At 35.6% G+C, this 19,171-nt stretch carries 11 protein-coding genes; 6 read left to right on the top strand and 5 right to left on the bottom strand.

What is annotated here, in order from left to right; all coding sequences use genetic code 11:
• Positions 1-2 precede the first annotated feature (2 nt).
• Both fdnG and plsB read right to left on the bottom strand, forming a co-directional pair.
• Positions 3-3,071, bottom strand: a complete 3,069-nt coding sequence (gene fdnG, locus AC5LXV_RS03330; RefSeq protein ID WP_493467370.1) for a formate dehydrogenase-N subunit alpha — start codon at positions 3,069-3,071, stop codon at positions 3-5.
• A 301-nt stretch (positions 3,072-3,372) separates the two neighbouring features.
• Positions 3,373-5,808, bottom strand: a complete 2,436-nt coding sequence (plsB, locus tag AC5LXV_RS03335; RefSeq protein ID WP_493467371.1) for a glycerol-3-phosphate 1-O-acyltransferase PlsB — start codon at positions 5,806-5,808, stop codon at positions 3,373-3,375.
• 461 nt (positions 5,809-6,269) lie between these two features.
• Between plsB and AC5LXV_RS03340 the strand changes: the two genes are divergently transcribed.
• Positions 6,270-7,613, top strand: a complete 1,344-nt coding sequence (locus tag AC5LXV_RS03340) for a Na+/H+ antiporter family protein (protein ID WP_493467372.1) — start codon at positions 6,270-6,272, stop codon at positions 7,611-7,613.
• 31 nt (positions 7,614-7,644) lie between these two features.
• Positions 7,645-8,934 (top strand): 16S rRNA (cytosine(967)-C(5))-methyltransferase RsmB, encoded by a 1,290-nt coding sequence (gene rsmB, locus AC5LXV_RS03345; RefSeq protein WP_493467373.1) that lies wholly within the window; start codon positions 7,645-7,647, stop codon positions 8,932-8,934.
• 52 nt (positions 8,935-8,986) lie between these two features.
• Here rsmB and AC5LXV_RS03350 read toward each other — a convergent pair whose 3' ends face one another.
• Positions 8,987-9,523 (bottom strand): NAD(P)H-dependent oxidoreductase, encoded by a 537-nt coding sequence (locus tag AC5LXV_RS03350; protein WP_493467374.1) that lies wholly within the window; start codon positions 9,521-9,523, stop codon positions 8,987-8,989.
• 111 nt (positions 9,524-9,634) lie between these two features.
• Here AC5LXV_RS03350 and AC5LXV_RS03355 point away from each other — a divergent pair, with 111 nt between their 5' ends.
• The 3 genes from AC5LXV_RS03355 to radA all read left to right on the top strand — a co-directional run bounded on the left by AC5LXV_RS03355 (position 9,635) and on the right by radA (position 12,601).
• A complete protein-coding gene (locus AC5LXV_RS03355) occupies positions 9,635-9,976 on the top strand; it encodes a winged helix-turn-helix transcriptional regulator (protein ID WP_034883777.1) in 342 nt (113 codons plus the stop codon).
• A 264-nt stretch (positions 9,977-10,240) separates the two neighbouring features.
• Positions 10,241-11,215: a phosphoserine phosphatase gene (gene serB / locus AC5LXV_RS03360; RefSeq protein WP_110424349.1), complete on the top strand. Its 975-nt coding sequence runs from the start codon at positions 10,241-10,243 to the stop codon at positions 11,213-11,215.
• Positions 11,216-11,224: 9 nt separating this feature from the next.
• On the top strand, positions 11,225-12,601 hold the full coding sequence (gene radA / locus AC5LXV_RS03365) for a DNA repair protein RadA (protein WP_034883774.1): 1,377 nt from the start codon (positions 11,225-11,227) through the stop codon (positions 12,599-12,601).
• A 73-nt stretch (positions 12,602-12,674) separates the two neighbouring features.
• On the opposite strand, the gene ppnN is transcribed toward radA, so the two are convergent.
• Together ppnN and AC5LXV_RS03375 are read right to left on the bottom strand one after the other, a co-directional pair.
• The gene (gene ppnN / locus AC5LXV_RS03370) at positions 12,675-14,051 is read right to left on the bottom strand and encodes a nucleotide 5'-monophosphate nucleosidase PpnN (protein WP_493467375.1); all 1,377 of its coding nucleotides are present in this window, start codon (positions 14,049-14,051) and stop codon (positions 12,675-12,677) included.
• A gap of 537 nt (positions 14,052-14,588) precedes the next feature.
• Complete coding sequence (locus AC5LXV_RS03375) at positions 14,589-17,144, bottom strand: tetratricopeptide repeat protein (protein ID WP_493467376.1); 2,556 nt, start codon at positions 17,142-17,144, stop codon at positions 14,589-14,591.
• A gap of 1,007 nt (positions 17,145-18,151) precedes the next feature.
• On the opposite strand from AC5LXV_RS03375, the gene AC5LXV_RS03380 reads away from it, so the two are divergent.
• Positions 18,152-19,141: a hypothetical protein gene (locus AC5LXV_RS03380; RefSeq protein ID WP_493467377.1), complete on the top strand. Its 990-nt coding sequence runs from the start codon at positions 18,152-18,154 to the stop codon at positions 19,139-19,141.
• Positions 19,142-19,171: the final 30 nt, after the last annotated feature.

Below are 19,171 nucleotides of genomic sequence, written 5' to 3' on the forward strand. Positions count from 1 at the left end.
CCTTATGCCGCTGTGGTAACTTTTTCGATGTTAACTAAAAACGACTTATATTCTGGTGTTTGTGAATTAGCATCACCTAAATGTGGTGTTAATTCATTAACCAAAAAGCCTTTTTTAGTTTGCCCCGTGAATCCCCAAACAATTGGAATTCCGATGGTTTCGATCTCTTTACCATCAACTGTCAAAGTTGGTAAACGTTTTGTCACAACTGCTTTGGCTTTGATGTAACCTCGATATGAGGTAACTTTAACCGTATCGCCTAGTTTTATGCCTTTTTTATTAGCAAGATTTTCACTCAGTTCAATAAATTGTTCCGGTTGTGTGATGGATGCTAATCTTGCATGTTGCGTCCAGAAGTGGAAGTGTTCAGTAATACTGTATGTGGTGCCAACATAAGGAAACTCATCTGCTTTACCTAAGCGAGCTAAATCCTCTTTAAATGCTCGAGCAACTGGGCTATTAACTTGTTTAGGATGCATAGGATTATTGGAAATTGGTGTTTCAAATGGCTCATAATGTTCAGGGAATGGACCATCAACCAAACGATTTAAACAAAATAATCCACCTAAACCGTCATTATTCATGATAAATGCACCGGCACCAGAGCTTGGTGATAATGTACCGGTAAAGTCAGCGACATCATTACCATCCCAATTTGTACCATTCCATTTGATTAATACTCGATTTGGATCCCATGGTTTACCATTTTCGTCGGCCGAGGCTCGGTTATACAACACTCGTCGATTCATTGGCCATGCCCATGCCCAGCCAGCATGGATACCTTTACCGGATGGATCACTAGGATCGCGGCGTGCCATTAGATTACCTTGCTCAGTCCAAGAGCCACAGAATATCCAGATCCCTGATGAGGTAGAGCCGTCAGCTTTTAATTGTGAAAAACCGCTTAATAGTTGACCTTTTTTCAGGATGACATTGCCACTGTTATCCGTTAAGTCAGCTAATGCTCGACCATTACACTCTTTAGCGAGTTCTTCAGCCGATGGGCCTTCTGGATCTAGGTAATCCCAGCTTAAATTGTTAATTGGTTCGTGGTAAGCACCACCTTCTTCTTTATAAAGCTCTTTAATTCTTAGGTAAATGCGGGCAATAATCTCTGGATCATAAAGTGATTCATAAGGTGGTCTGGCTGCTGCCCAGTGCCATTGTAATAAACGTGATGAGTTAACAATTGTGCCGTTTTCTTCTGCAAAGCAGTTAGCAGGAAGCCTAAATACCTCGGTTTGAATTTTGCTTGGATCAACATCATTGGATTCGCCATGGTTTTTCCAAAACTCAGCGGTTTCGGTTGGCATTGGATCAATGCTAACTAAAAATTTAAGCTTAGATAATCCATCACGAATACTATTTTTATCAGGAAGAGCGGCTAATGGGTTGAAACCTTGGCAAATAAAACCGTTAGCTTGACCATCACGCATCATTTTGCTGAATCTTAAAACATCATAGGTTTTATCCCATTTTGGTAACCAATCAAATCCCCAATTGTTATCTTGAGTGGCATTCTCACCATACATTGCTTTCATAAAGCTAACAAAGAATTTCGGGTAATTCCCCCAAAAATTGACCTCATTTGGACCAAGTGGTTTAGGGGTTTTTTCTGTCAGATATTGCTCAAGTGAAGTTTGCGATTCTTTTGGTAAGTCAAGATAAGCAGGCAAACGATTAGACAGTAAACCAACATCGGTTAAACCTTGAATATTTGAGTGACCACGCAGCGCATTTATACCGCCACCCATGACACCAATATTACCAAGAATCAATTGAATCATTGCCGCGGTACGAATAATTTGCGAACCATAAGTATGTTGTGTCCAACCTAAGGCATATAAGAAAGTTGCTGCACGATCGTTGGTTTTGGTACTGGCGAGTGAACGGCAAACATGTAAAAAACCATCTATTGGACTACCGGTAACTTTATTTACCATTTCCGGTGTATAGCGACTTACATGTTGTTTTAATAAATTCCATACACAACGTGGATGACTTAGGGTTTTATCTCTTAATGCATAACCATTTTCATCTTTTTGATATGCCCAACTGGTTTGATCGTATTGGCGGTTAGCAGCATCATAACCACTAAATAAACCACTATTTGTATCAAAGTTAAAATCATCTCGGACAATTAAACTAGCATTAGAGTGGGTAACCAGATATTCAAAGTTTACTTCGTTATGTGAGATAAGATAATTAATAATACCAAGTAAAAAAGCAATGTCAGAACCAGCACGAATTGGTACATAATGATCAGCGACGGAGGCAGTTCGATGAAAACGTGGATCAATCGCAATCAGTTCCGCGCCGTTAGTAATTTTGGCTTCAATAGCCCATTTAAATCCAACAGGGTGGGCTTCTGCTGCATTCCCGCCCATAACGATAACCACATTAGCATTTTTGATATCATTCCAATTATTGGTCATCGCGCCTCGACCAAATGTCGCAGCTAAGCTAGAAACAGAAGGACCATGACAAACCCTAGCTTGGGTTTCGAGGCTTAACATCCCTAATGAACGAGCAACTTTAAAGGCTAACCAACCCGTTTCATTACTCGCTGCTGAGGTAACCAACCAGCCGGTTGTTGTCCAGCGATTAACGGTTGTACCTTGTTCATTTTTCTCTTGGAAATTTTTATCGCGGTCAGCTTTCATTAACCGTGCAATACGATCAATTGCTTCATCCCAACTAATCCGTTGCCATTTGTCAGAACCAGGAGCACGATATTCAGGATATTTAACCCGTTGTTCACTTTTAATATAGTCGAGCACACCGGCGCCTTTTGGACAAAGTGAGCCACGACTAACGGGATGATCCGGGTCGCCTTCAATATGAAAAATAGACGATTCGGCATTTTTAGCACCATCTCCTCGGCTATAAAGGAGCATTCCACATCCAACGGAACAATAGGTACAATTATTTCGCGTTTCTTTTGATTTTAATAATTTATATTGGCGAGTTTCTGCAAGCGCTATACTCGGCGCCAGTCCGAGGGTAGCAACTGTTGTTCCTGCCATGCCACCAGCGCAGATCTTAAAGAACTGTCTTCGGTTAAATAGCATATGAACTCCTTAAAAAGCTGACATTACATTTTATAATTTAGTTTTTTGGGGGGATATCATTAACATCCTTATTAATTGTAATGATAATATTTAATTGGATGGAAATAAAGGGATAAATATTGAAAAGGTTGACATATGTCAAAAAAATAGTTGCACTATTTATTTAATTACTTAATTATGGGTATTGAAAGAATAAAATTATTTAAAAAATAGTGATAGAGATAGAAAAGTTGATGTTTTATTTAATGATTGTGTTTATAAGGCTTACCCAAAATAATCAGGTAAGCCCTAGATAATCTAATTATGATGGATTAATTTCGTCAATTGTCTGCATTACTCGGTTGGTGATTAATGGTTTAAGTATTTTATTCATAGTGTCAATTTTCGCTAAATTGGCATCGTCTTTATCATCTAAATAACCTTGTTCACGAAGTGAAGCAACTAAGGTTGAAAAAACACCTTTATCAAAAAATTCAGGGGCATTTATACCATGTAATATTGATAACCGTTCTGCAATTAAACGCCCTTCTTTTTCTAATGTTGCACGACTAATGGTTGGATCTTTTTGTAACAATGAAAATGCGATGACATAGCGTTGCAATGTATCCCGGGATGATGATGCTAACAACTGTAATCCTGACATTTTCAAGTAATTCAACGTTAATTTATCCGGCGCATAACTGATTAGATTTAATTCAGCGTAAGTCTCAATAATTTTATTCACATATTCAGTTAATTGCTCTTCATTATGATATAAAAATAGTTCGGCTTTTATTAAAGTAAAGAGTAATTTAACTTGTCTAAGTACTTCGTCAGCTGAAATGCGATTATGCTTAAGTAAAATTCTAGCCACAATTGCCGGTATAATCAGTAAATGCTGAATATTATTACGATAATAGGTCATCAATACCGCTTGTTCGGTAGTTAATCCCACCATTTCACCCACTTCATCGGTGGTAATAACAAATTTACCCATCTCTTTGGCGTGCTCAAACATCTGTTCAGCAGTTTGATCGGGAATGGTAATCAAATCAGAATAGGGAATATTTTTTAATAGTTTTAAAAGATAATTAATATGTTCTAATAGTTTTACTTTGGTTAAGGTACACTGATCGGCGGCTAATAATATTGAACAACATAAATTCATGGCATTAATTGCTGCTGAAGAGTTGATATGCTCCATTATTTGTTTGGCAAGTAGGTTAGTTGTTGGCGTTAACCAGCTAGGACGCTGCATTCCGCTTGGATCAATCGCATCTCGCCACTCAGGTATTTGCTGATTTAGAAATTGATTTAAAGGTATTGGGTTACCAAAGTTAACATAGCCAAAACCTAATTTTTTTAATTTTAAGAAAGCTTTAATGGTACTCCATAAACTCTCTTTTTCTTTTTTAGCACCGCGAAGCTCATTAGCATAAGTGGCAACTTCTAAAACATGTTCGTAACCAATATAGACAGGAACAATTGTGATTGGGCGATTGTCACCTCGTAATAAAGTTTGGACTGTCATCATCAGCATTCCAGTTTTAGGATCGAGTAGTCTTCCGGTACGTGAACGTCCACCTTCAATGAAATATTCGACGGCATAACCGCGAATAAATAATTCTGCTAGATACTCTCTAAAGACCGCAGTATAAAGTTTGTTACCCTTAAATGAACGACGGATAAAAAATGCCCCTAAGCGTCTAAAGATAGGACCGGCAGGCCAGAAATTTAAATTGATACCGGCTGCAATATGTGGTGGCACCAATCCTTGTCGATAAAGTACATAAGATAACAATAAATAATCCATATGACTGCGATGACATGGCGCGTAAACTATTTCGTGACCATTTTCTGCTAGCTCTCGGACTGGGTCAGCATTGGTGACTTTTAAACCTTGGTAAAGCCTATTCCAAGCCCAGGTGAGAACAAAATCAGTCACTCTCAACATACGGTAAGAAAAATTAGCAGCAATTTCATTCAACAGGGATAAAGCACTCTTTTTGGCTTTATCTATCCCAATGTTTTTACTTTTAGCTTCTTCTTTTATTGCTTCAGCAAGCGCTGGATTCGTTAATAATTTATTGAGCATTTGTTGTCGAACCGGCAATGTTGGCCCAACAGAAGCAGTTCGTTGTTTGGCAAAATGAATGCGTGCTACCCGCGAAAGTTTATGCGCTAGAACAGAAATATCTTGTTTATCATTAACTTTAATATTTTTAAAAGATACTGTTCGCGAAAACCGAGTATAACAGTCACGACCAGAAATTAAGATTTTATACAGTTTATAGGTAGCACCTAATACTTGTAGTGAAGGCATTTTTTTGCCTTCCTTATCCGGTTTCCGCCCAAACATCACAGATACTGGCAACATTTGGATATCCAGTTCATCATTTTGTTGGTGAGCTGAAATATATTCTCTTAAAATTTCAATTGTTTTACTTTTTTGCTTATTTGAAGCAAAAATACCCGGTCCTTTATCGATATAAATATAAGCCGGTACAGTTTTACCATTGATCTCAATGCCTAATAACGGATCGGGTAAATCATATTTAAGGCAAAGTGATCTCACTACCATTAAGTCAATTTGAGAGTTATAAGGTAGCACATACAAAATTGGCCGATGGATATCGAGCTCCAATTCAGTAATAGGATCAGTTGGAATGGGTTTACTTTTAACAAAAAGCTTAACAGGGATCTGAATTAGTGAAAAATAGATTTTTGTCCACCAAGAAAACATAAAAATAAACCTCATACTTTGTTGCTAATTGTATACTTAAATCATGTTAAGTTATTCATTTACCAATTTAATAATGAATGTTTAAGCTGTAAATTGCTATCTTATTTTAAAATAAGAAACGTTAATTCAAGTATATATACATTATTGTATAGCTGTTAGCAAATTTGCATAATATTGTAGTTATTACCACAATATTATGATAATGGCTGCTTATTATAAAGGTTTATTTATACCAATACCACATTGAACATTAAATGAACTTGAATGCTAATTAAAGTGGTTAATAAGCGTTATGTTTTTTTAACGTCCTAAATTAATTATGTTTAATTAGCTACACAAACATTAAACTGCTAATAAGTTCTCTTTTGTTTTGCCTAAAAAAATAATTTATCCGCAGTAAGCGTATACTAACAATTGCACTTTAAATAGCTATCGCCTAGAATAACCACCTTTCTCTCGCTACAAAGAATCTATCTATGAATACTATTTTTGAGCTATTTTCCTCGGTAAATGCTGTTGTTGTTGCGGTCATTTTAATGTTGGTACTTTCGCTTTGCCGTGTTCATGTGGTTATTAGCTTGATTATTGGGGCATTTGTCGGCGGTTTGTGTAGTCATTTAACACTAAAAGAAACGATTGATGCTTTTAATACCGGGATAAGTAATGGGGCTAATATTGCTCTATCTTACGCTATGCTTGGTGCCTTTGCGGTGGCAATTTCAAAATCAGGATTACCAGAGTTATTAGCTGATAAAGCTATCAAACAATTAACGACCAATGATGCGAAAACACGGATTAAATGGTTGTTAATTATTATTATTGGCTTAGTTAGTATTTCCTCACAAAACATTATCCCAATTCATATCGCCTTTATTCCGTTGTTAATTCCACCACTATTATATGTGATGTCGAAATTACAATTAGATAGACGCATGATTGCTTGTATTATGACATTTGGTTTAATTACCCCATATATGTTCTTGCCGGTTGGATTTGGTAATATCTTCTTAAATCAAATCTTGTTAAAAAACATTATTTCATCGGGGATGGATGTTAGCCATGTTAATGTTATGCATGCAATGGCTATTCCAGCTTTTGGGATGTTTGTTGGTCTACTTTGGGCTATTTTTATCAGTTATCGTAAACCAAGAGAGTATAAACTTATTCATGAAAAGAGCCATGCTGAAGCATTTAGTAATGTAAGTACGCGTTCACTTATTGTCTCACTATTAGCCATCGTTCTTTCTTTTACCGTGCAACTTTATACTGGATCGATGATTTTAGGTGCTTTAATCGGCTTTATTTGTTTTATCGTATCAGGGTCAATTAAATGGGGCGAAGCAGACGGAATCTTTACTGATGGTATCAAAATGATGGCGATGATTGGCTTTGTGATGATATCTGCGCAAGGATTTGCCGAAGTATTAAAACAGACTCATGAAATAGAACCATTAGTTGTCAATAGTGCTGCGTTATTTGCCGGTAATAAAGTGGTGGCATCTTTTATGATGATGTTAGTTGGCTTGGTGATTACCCTAGGTATTGGTTCATCTTTCTCAACAGTACCTATTATTGCGGCTATTTATGTTCCACTATGTGTTCAGCTAGGGTTTTCACCAATAGCCACAGTCTGTTTAATTGGTGCCTCAGGAGCGATTGGTGACGCAGGTTCACCGCCTTCAGATACTATTTTAGCCACTTCAGCTGGTTTAAATAGTGATGGTCAGCATGATCATATAAGAGATAGTGTTATTCCAACCTTTACCCATTTTAATATTCCATTATTTATTGCTGGTTGGGTGGGATCATTGATTCTTTAATCAATATAAAGAATTAAGGCTATTATTAGTTATGAATAAAAAGTCATACCAAAACATTCGTGCGCTTTGTGCAAAAGCTATTTTTGCGGTGCTTGAAGACGGGCAATCACTCAGTACCGCGTTAGCATCTTTAAATCACCAAGTTGCCGATAAAGATAAAGCACTAATTCAAGAGATCAGCTTTGGTGTGATGCGCGTATTGCCAGAGCTTAATTTCTATATTCATCATTTAATGAAAAAAGTGCTGACGGGTAAAAATAGAGTTTTACATTATCTATTATTGGTCGGACTTTACCAGATTCTTTATACCCGAATTCCTGAGCATGCCGCAGTGGCTGAAACAGTTGGTGCGGTTAATGATTTAAAAAAATCACAGTTGAAAGGGGTAATTAATGGCGTTTTGCGTGAATTTTTACGTCAACAGACCTCATTAAAACAAAATTTCACGCAAGATAACCAACAAGAAACCAGTCGAACGTTACATCCTAGTTGGTTGCTAAATCGGCTAAAATCTGCCTATCCAGAGCAGTGGCAAGCAATTGTTGCGGCGAATAATCAAAAGCCACCGATGTGGCTGCGAGTTAATCTTAATCACTATTCGGTAAGTGAATACCAACAACTACTTCAAGCGCAGCAAATTGCTTCCGAGAGTTGTGCTGATATTCCCGGTGCGCTTCGCTTAACTACAGCGGTGAATGTGAATAAATTACCGTTTTTTGAGGAAGGCGCGGTAACCGTACAAGATTTATCGGCACAATATGCGGCTTATCTATTAGCCCCTAAAAATGGTGAGCAGATTTTAGATATGTGTGCTGCACCTGGCGGTAAAACCACCCATATTTTAGAACTTGCACCAACAGCTAATGTATTAGCTGTAGATGTTGATGCCAACCGTGTTAAACGAATTGATGAAAATTTAACTCGGCTCAAACTGCATGCACAAGTCAAAGTTGGTGATGGTTTAACCCCTGAAAAGTGGTGTGATGGGCATCAGTTTGATCGTATCTTGCTTGATGCACCTTGTTCGGCGACCGGCGTTATTCGTCGTCATCCTGATATAAAATGGTTACGGCGTGATAGCGATATTACTCAACTTACTGAGTTGCAATATGCTATTTTAACTCATATATGGCCTTATTTAAAAACAGGTGGCACTTTAGTTTATGCCACTTGCTCCGTATTACCAGAAGAAAATAAATTACAGATTTGCCGTTTTTTAAAAGAAAATCCTAATGCCAAACAGCAGGGGGAACTAAGACAGTTTTTACCGACTGAATTGGGCGGTGATGGTTTCTTTTATGCGGTATTAAACAAAGTGTAGTTATTATGCGTGATGATTTATGCTTTAGGCATAGATCATCACAATTAAACTATTAACGATATTTTTCAATCAGCGCTACTAATTTTTCACTATGTTGTTTTGCTTTAGCTTGTATATCATTTTGCTCAGTGGTTACAGGTGATACCCCATATAAAACAATCGGTGTTAGGTATTGCATTTGGCTATAAAGTGTTGATAGTTTTACTGGTTCATGCAGATGATTGATAACATCAACGTCATAATCACTATAATTTTGTTCAACTTGGCCGATAGTTAAACTGGTAAGCAATTTTTTATCTTTCAATTTATCGCCTTTTGAACCATAGGCAAATTGATAGGTAAACACTTCATCAAACCATAATTTCAGTATCGCTGGTATGTTAAACCAATACATTGGGTATTGTAAAATGATTAGCTCATGTCTTAGTAATGCGGCTTGTTCTTCCGCTACATTGATTTGGTAGTTTGGATAAAGCTGATGAATATTACGAACTTCAAGATCTTTAACTTTATTTTGTAAAGTTTCAACAATAGTTTTATTGGCTGTTGATTGTTCAAAATGGGGATGAGCTAAAATAATTAATGGCATAACATTTCCTTTGTTTTTATACTATAAAAAATTGAGTTACTCTATTTAGTTTAGTGATCAATACTTTTTAAGCAATATCTATCAAACTTGATAGTATAGTTAGGAATATGTATGCAAAGTGCTGAAGAACGGCCGCTAAAACGCTATAACAATAAAATTTATTATTGTCCAATAAGTTTAGCAATGGATTTAATCGGTGGAAAATGGAAAGGGGTTATTCTCTATTATCTGCTATCCGGTGAAAAACGATTTAGTGAGTTAAAGATCTTGATTCCCGAAATCACTGATATGACGCTAAGTATCCAACTAAAAAAACTGGAAGAAGATGGGCTTATTATTCGTAGCGTCTATGGCAAAAAACCACCACTTAAAGTGTTATATAAATTAACGCCACTGGGTGAAAAAATTGGCCCAGCACTTGAACAACTATGTTTGTGGGGGTTAGCGGTTTAACGTTTGTTTGCGCTTTCTAATTCGGACTTATTAACAAATAATCAATTAAATATTTAGTCAAAAAAAGTTGAGGGAATGAAGTGACCCCATAAAGTTGGGCACTTTTATTAAGCGGCTTGTAAGGCCTGATTTCGATATTCAACCGGAGTCAGGTTTTTTAAATTGCAAAATTGATTAAATAACCTCTTACAATCCTTACTTGGACAATCTTTGGCAGATATGGTAAATTCCGAATCTGATTTGCACTTTTAAGACTTTCGAAATATGGCTTACACATTAACCTATAGTGATCTCCCAGAAAATATACAACATTGGCAAGGTTTACCTTTGTCTTTAAATGGTTGTGAAGTAGTTCCATTAGATTACAATGCCGGAAAAACTGGTTGGATTATTTATGGAAAAAAGTTAAACAAAACATTACTGTCGAAATTTCAAAGACAACTTGCAATGCCGATGGTAGTGGTTTCATCGTGGAAAATTAAAACCTATCAAATTGTGCGTATTGCTGGCGTAATGCCGAAAAAAGCCAAATCGATTTCGTTAACCTTAGGAATTGATGTTGCGCCAATTGATAATTTACCTTCCTTACATTCTCCTGGCTTATTGGTTATGGATATGGATTCAACCGCTATTGGTATTGAATGTATCGATGAGTTGGCAAAACTTCAGGGCGTCGGTGAACAAGTTGCCGCGGTCACCGAGCTTGCTATGCGCGGTGAACTCGATTTTGCCACTAGCTTACGCAAACGCGTGGCAACTTTAAAAGGTGCAGAGCAAACTATTTTAGAACAGGTAAAAGAGGGCCTACCATTAACCCCAGGATTAACTTATTTAGTTAAAGAGCTACATAAAAAAAATTGGCATGTTGCCATTGTTTCCGGTGGATTCACCTATTTTGCCGACCATTTAAAACAGAAGTTAAAACTAATAGATGCTCATGCTAATGAGTTAGAAATTAAAAATGGTAAGCTAACTGGTAAAGTGATCGGCCAAATTGTTGATGCTAAATATAAAGCTCGAACCTTGCAACAATTAGCTACCTCTTTAGATATTCCTATTGAGCAGACGGTTGCGATAGGTGATGGCGCCAATGATTTAATGATGATTAGAATTGCTGGACTTGGTGTTGCTTATCACGGCAAACCTAAAGTCGTTGAAAAAGCAAGAATTAGTATCAATTATGCCGATTTAACTGGTTTATGGTGCATCTTATCAACCAGTTTACTAAGTGAAGGTTAGGAGAAAAATTTGGCCAAAACCGTAAAGCGCGCTTATGTATGTAATGATTGTGGCGCGGACTATCCTCGTTGGCAAGGTCAATGTAGTGCTTGTCATGCTTGGAATACGATTACTGAAGTAAGGTTAGCGAGTACTTCGTCACGTAATGATCGATTAACCGGTTATGCAGGTGGCGCCGGGCAAACTAGAATCCAAAAACTGTCTGAAATTAGTCTTGAGGCCTTGCCAAGATTTTCAACCGGTTTTTCTGAATTTGACCGAGTACTAGGTGGTGGTGTGGTGCCGGGTAGTGCTATCTTAATTGGTGGTAATCCCGGTGCTGGTAAAAGTACTTTGCTATTGCAAACCATGAGTAAACTTTCGGCACAAATGAATACGCTTTACGTTACTGGTGAGGAATCACTACAACAAGTGGCGATGCGTGCCCACCGTTTGGGTTTACCAACTGATAATATTAATATGTTGTCTGAGACAAGTATTGAGCAGATCTGTTTACTGGCCGAACAGTCTCAACCCAAATTAATGGTTATCGACTCAATTCAAGTGATGCATCTTGCTGATATTCAATCTTCACCGGGTAGTGTGGCACAAGTTCGTGAAACAGCAGCTTATTTAACCCGGTTTGCCAAAACCAAAGGAATTGCCATTATCATGGTTGGCCATGTGACTAAAGATGGATCACTGGCTGGGCCTAAAGTCCTTGAACACTGTATTGACTGTTCGATTTTACTCGATGGCGATGCTGATTCTCGATTCCGTACTTTACGCAGCCATAAAAATCGCTTCGGAGCGGTAAATGAACTAGGTGTGTTTGCCATGACAGAACAAGGATTGAAAGAGGTTAGTAATCCATCTGCAATCTTTTTAAGTCGTGGTGAAGAGATCTTATCAGGGAGTTCGGTAATGGTATTATGGGAAGGAACTCGCCCATTACTGGTTGAAATCCAAGCATTAGTCGATCATTCGGTTTATGGCAATCCAAGACGAGTAACCGTCGGACTTGATCAAAATCGGTTAGCGCTTTTACTCGCCGTTCTACATCGTCATGGGGGGTTACAAATGGCCGACCAAGATATTTTTGTTAATGTTGTCGGTGGGGTAAAAGTAACCGAAACCAGTGCCGATTTAGCATTAATTGCCGCATTGGTATCGAGTTTTCGCAATCGGCCTTTGCCACAGGATGTGGTAATTTTTGGTGAAATAGGACTAGGTGGTGAAATTCGACCTGTACCAAGTGGCCAAGAACGTATTTCAGAGGCGGCTAAACATGGCTTTAAAAAAGCAATTGTACCTATTGCCAATATGCCAAAGAAAAAACCAGAAAATATGCAGATTTTTGCCGTTAAGAAAGTAGCAGAAGCGTTAGATATTTTAAGTAATTTTTAATTTGCGCTATAACTGCTAAATATGCCGCCGATTTCGATATCGGCGGAGAGTAATTGCTTTATATTAAGATTAATTAATAACAAATTTCATAACAAGGTTGATAAGCACTGCCTCCAGGTAGCTTCATACGGTCTTGTTTCACATAGCTAAGCAGTAAATTATCTAACTGCCTCATGATTTCTGGATCACCTTGCAATTTATAACGGCCATGCTCAGCAATTTGTTTCATCCCGAACTCTTTAACATTACCGGCCACAATACCAGAAAAAGCTCGACGTAAATCAGCTGCTAATAATTCAACAGGTTGATCTTTATGTAGATTGAGGGATGCCATGTTTTCATGGGTTGGTTCAAATGGGTGCTGTAGTGCTTCATCTATTTTCAGTAACCAGTTAAATCCGTAAGCATCGCCAGTCGCTAACCGTGATGATTTCACCTGTTTTACGCCATGTTTCATGATGCGAGCGACTTGTTCCGGCGAATCAATGATAATTTCATACAGCTTAGTCGCTTCTTCACCTAAGGTGTTACGGATAAATTGGTCAATCGCCGCAAAATAATCTTCACACTCTTTGGGACCAGTCAAAATAATTGGTAAAGTCTGATTTTTATTGGCAGGATTGAGCATAATCCCCAATATATAAAGTAATTCTTCCGCGGTACCTGGGCCACCTGGAAAGATAACAATACCATGCGCCATACGCACAAACGCTTCAAGTCGTTTTTCAATGTCAGGCATAATGATCAGCTCATTAACTAATGCGTTTGGTGGTTCGGCGGCAATAATGGATGGTTCGGTCATACCAATAAAACGACTATCTTTGATACGTTGTTGTGCATGACCAACAGCAGCACCTTTCATCGGGGCTTCCATAATTCCCGGACCACAGCCAGTACAGATATTTAGTTCACGTAGCCCTAATTGCATACCAACTTGACGAGCATAATAATATTCGTTTTCGTTGATAGAATGACCTCCCCAACAAACAATTAAGTTAGGTTCTTCACCAACATGTAGTGCATTGGCATTACGTAGAATAGAAAAAACCAGATTGGTGATATAATAGGAGCGATCTTTTTCAAGCTTCTCATTGGGTACCAAATGTTTAATTGCGCTAATTTGGCCATTTAAAAAAAGAATATCACGTAAAACAGCAAACAGATTGGCTTGAATTGAGCGAATGATTCGTTTATCAACAAATGCACTTTCGGGCGCATTAATCAGTTCTAATTTAACACCACGCTCTTTGCTGATAACGTTAATTTCGAAAGATTTAAATCTATCCAATAATTCTTGGGTATTATCGGTTTTACTGCCCGCATTAAGAGTAGCCAATGAACAATTTCTATATAATTGATAAAGTTCGCTATTGGCTGATTTCTTTAAAATATCAACTTCAGCCTGCGCAAGCAAATCCATTGATCCTAATGGGCTAATATGGGTGATCATCACAACCTCCATTTGACGGTTTTATTGACAAGAGGACTATATATACTTGAACCAGTTAAATAAGTAAAGTGGATAAAAACTTTACATAACACAATCACAATATTATTAGAATTTGTAATAAAAAATATAGGTAAGATGATTTACCTATATTTGCTATAATTTGTTTTATAAAGGTATGCAATTTTCGCGTTTGTCTTGAGCATCATCATATCTTACAGAAAAAGAGGTATCACTTTCTTTTTGACCTTCATATCTAATATTTATAATGCATTCAAAATTTTCATTATATTCCAAATCCATGTTCCTGTTCTCTGTCTTAAAATATTTACCTATCTGTGGTTGTGAGGAAGATAGTGATCCATAACATAAGTAAATTACACTGCATATTGTTAATATAAATATCAAAATAAGAAACCCAATTTTTTTTCGTCGTTTTTGGGAGTTAGTTGTTGTAACTATCGTTTTATTCATCTTTTATATTCCGTATTAAGTTGCTGATATTAAGCTGCTATATTATTGGTGATCAAATTTTAATTTTTAATGTATATCCAAATGCGTTACTGGAATAAAACGATATAGCTTACTGTATTGTTCTAGCCGATTATTAGCTTGAGTCAATTGTTCTGCTGTTAGTTGCTGTTTTAATTCTTCAGCTTTTTCTGCAGCTCGAGGTTGTTGATGTTCTGATAATAGACTATACCAAACATAAGCTAAACTATTATTCTTAGGAACTTCAATGCCTTCTTCATGCATATTGGCCAATTCAAACCAGATTTTATAAACCTCAGAAGATGAAAGTTCTTTGCTGCTTACAGGCTCATAATATTTAAGTTGAGTTAAAGGTGAGCTATTAAATAAATCATAGGTAAAAGAGCGGTAGTTTCCAAATTTAGTAACATCATCTAAATCATTTACTAATAGAGTAATTTTTTGCCGTTGATAGGCGTTATCAACATATTCACTTTGGGATGAGTAATACTCAAATAGTAATCTAGCTGCGTATTGATTACCAGTTTTTAATAGTTCTTTTAAACTTAAAAGCAATTCCTCATCTCTATTATCATAATGCCAATTAGCTCGAGCTCGATCTATTGATTCAATAATCGCATATTGATTTTGCTTATCGATTAAAGATTTTAGCTCTATATCATACTGGTCGGTAGCTATGTAATAATGTGCTTTTAAAAATTGTTTTCTATCATCTTCAAGATTGCTGTTGTCTATCCAAGTAAAAAATTGATCTTGTGGTAGTTTACAGTGAAGTGCTTCAGTATTTAATGCTTCGACGACAAAGTATTGCTGAAGAGAGATATCACCTGCGAGAGCAGCATTGACGACTATATCGCAACTCATACTTTGAAACCTACGTGTGTTATGCTTCAACAAACGATAATTAATTTTAGCTGTTGGATTATTTTCCTTTTCAACTGTTAACCAATCTTCACCATCAACTAAAACTGTTGGTGATCGGTAATTCTGCTCATGCTCTATATACTGCGTAGTCAACCAGTCAAAATCAGGATGAGATTTATCAATTGTTATCAAAAAGTTTTGGGCGGCAGCGTAATTTTGTTCAGCCGCTAAATTAAGGTACCGCCAAGCTTTTCGGTAGTTCTGTTTAACACCTCTACCTTTATAATAGATGACACCTAAACGATATTGAGCAGGCATATATCCTGAATTTGCTGCTTGTTGGTAATAGGGTATTGCGGTCTTTGGTTTCTGGTTTAAAAAATCATATACTGTACCTAAACCAAATAAAATTTTGGGATTTTTAGGTTCAAGTTTTAAAGCTGATTGGTAAAGCTCAATTAATTGATCTATTGTTTTTCCATTAATCCTTTGAGCATCTTGATAATAACCATAAGCCATTTTCCTTTCTTTGGCTAGGGCTAATATCGGAGAAATAATCCAAGCTTGATCTGAATCAATAGGATATTTAGATCGTATTTGATCAATTAGTTTTGTATAAAACCTTTCCTCATCTTCTGAATTTTCACCAAATACCAATGCAACATATTTACTTGCATTGGTAGCATAGGCTTGATTGTCCAAAGTGAGAGTTTTCATTTTCTTATTATAAAGATCTGTATGTACAAATTCGTCAAATTCTCTTATGTATAAATCCTTGTTTTTATAAATGGGTTTAATCACATTCAGTAAAAATTCTTTTCCCATTAATTTATCATCAATTGATTCAAATGTTTTACCAAGTTCAAGACCTAAATGATAGTATATGGCAGCTTTTTCAGGATCTTTTTCCACACCTAAACCATTTAAGTAAAACCAAGCTAATTGAAAAGCTATTTTTTGTCTGATACTTTTTTCTATGCCACTACAATTAACAAAAAACATTAGATATTTAGCAGCCCATAAATAATTTGGTTGTTCTAATTTTGTACCGTCTGCTTGACCGCCATCTAAGAAATAATCAATTAATTCATATGTTAGCTTTAATGCTCTTTTATCATCCATTTTTTTTAAAGATTGCTCAAGCCAGTATAAAGATTTTACGGGATCATTTAATTTATATTTATACAACCAATAGAGTTCATATTGTGCACTACCATTATGTCCCAAATCTCTGCTACTGCTTGCTAGTTCATAATATTTAATTGCTTTAGTATAATCTTGTTTAACCTCTAAACCCTCTTCATAGAGGTTACCGAGAAAATATTGTGCTTTGCCTACATAAGATCCCGCTTTAGCGGCTTTTTCCAACCAATACAATCCTTTTTGGATATTTTTAGTAACTGATTTACCTTCAATATAGGCAATACCTAAATTTGTTTGTGCATTTGGATGTGAGTTTTTGGCTGCTTTGGTTAAGAATTCAATATATTTGTCGTCAGATTTATTTTGACATCCTCTTAATTTTTTATTTTGTACTTCAAGATAAAATTGATGAGGGCGACAATCCCAATCATAATTGCTAATGGATGGGTTATAAGCTTGAGCAATTTTATATTGGGCATCACCATCATTGTTATTCATTGCTAATGACCACACTGTTTGCGATATCGTTTCAGCAAAAGCGTTATGTGATGGAATAGAAAAAAGTATTAAGCCAGATAAAATTATAATTTTATTCATTATGTTATTTCCATATAAATAACAAACAATCCATTTTTTAGACAAATGATAAGTTAGTTTAAAAATTAATCCAATAGCGAGATATATTAAATAATATATAATAATCAATCAATTATTAATTTTATTTTTATGGGTATTTTGTGTTATCCGTAGTCAATATCACTTTCTTGTAAGCTAATTTTTATAACTATCCCAACCTAATTTATAAATAATTTAATTGATACCAAATGAAAAAATACAATTGTTCTTCTTTTATCCAATTTTTTCAACATGATATTTAACAATGACTTAAATATAAATCTAGTATAAAATTATCTTAATTTTAGTCATGAAGTAATTGTGTTATCAATGAAATAGATTTTTGTTTACTCAGAGGAACGGTCAGTCAGCTAAAAAAGGATTTTTATTATTGTTCTCAATGCCCGCTTTTTTATGTTATTTTTGGGTGACAACGCTTCTTTAAAAGAAAAATCCTTTTATTGTTATGTCGATAACCATTCAGTAGGCGGACGACTTACACAAATGATCTTCAATGAAAGTGATTATATTGAGATGTTAGTAAAACCTTCATTTCACAATGATATTTATGCGTGTTATGTGGTTCATATTATGAAACAATATGCTTTAATATTTATCCTTTCTATTGAAATATCGCCGAGAGTAACTCTTAAACTCAATTCTATTATGACTACAATATTTATTATTGCTAGCGTTATCCTATTTTTATATTTTGAGTAATGGGCGGTGGGAATTACTTTTTGGCAATCGAGTTTTTAACTGTTTAGGTTATAGTAAACCTTGGCAATATAATATCGAAAAAGAAGCCAGACCATTTAAGACATTACATCATATTAATGCACCTAAAAAATTAGTGAGCTAAAAGCACCAAATTTTAAAAAATTGAAATTATTTATAAGTAGGTTTTATTATTATTGCCGTACACCAATTTTACCTGATTGGCTGAATGTTATTGATTAAATGATAGAAAAATATAAGGAATGTATATAATGCAATCTAACTTAACATCAAATAGTAGATACTATCAAGTCATTACCGGTTATATCACTGATCTTGAACTATATGATAACTATCAAAATTTTATCCAAGCTCGCACTTTAGCTAACCGTCCAGATTTTAATGTGTCTTCAATTGGTCATTTAGATAAGGTTTTTAATGAAAATAATTATATGAAATCTATCAAAGTGAGGAGAGAAGACGGTTCTCTTATTCAAAACATTGAACAATATTTTTGTTTTAAATTGGGTGATAAAGTGATTGAGGGAGTTTTTTGTCGCGCATTTTTCAATATAGGTGACTATGTAGAAGTTGTTGTTGATCAAATTGAAGGCGAAAACTATTTTGCCTATGCATTACGTCGACCAGTAGATCATTATTTATGGCTACATCCGTACGCAACGATGGGGACTGACTTGGCCAAAAGAAAAAAGAAAGAATACCTATCATTAATACCACTTATTATCTTTTCTAGTTTCGGCATAGCTGGTGCGTTTATTTTCGTATATATGTTAATGTTAGCATATTCTCTCAAGAGTATTGGTCATCTTATTCTTGCAGTTTTGGCATTGTTATTTTTTTTACCAGTACGTTTTTATTATTCTACATTTAAAACATTGGAATCAGGATCGCCTGTGGCTGATAAAATTTTTGCAACTTTAGGTTATGTTAATCCTAAAAATTTTACAATCGACAGAGAATGTGATTTTTTTATTGATAAATTAGATTTTTTATTTAAACAATATGAAGCTAACTATAGTGGTTCATTAACAAATTTAGAAGAACTGTATGAAGAATTTATCGATTATTATAGAAATCAACAATCGGATGATGAAACTGAGGATGATATTTTACTAAAACAATTTTTAAGTGACGAGCCCCCAGATACACGGTGGGTTTATATTTATCGAACGGCAACGGTTATTCCTAGTTACATAACGGTTATCCATACCGAGAGTAGTAATGATAAAGTCGAATCTTAGGTAAAAAACAAATTGTTTTTTATTAGATTG

Source organism: Gilliamella sp. LMG 34359, from assembly GCF_984569085.1.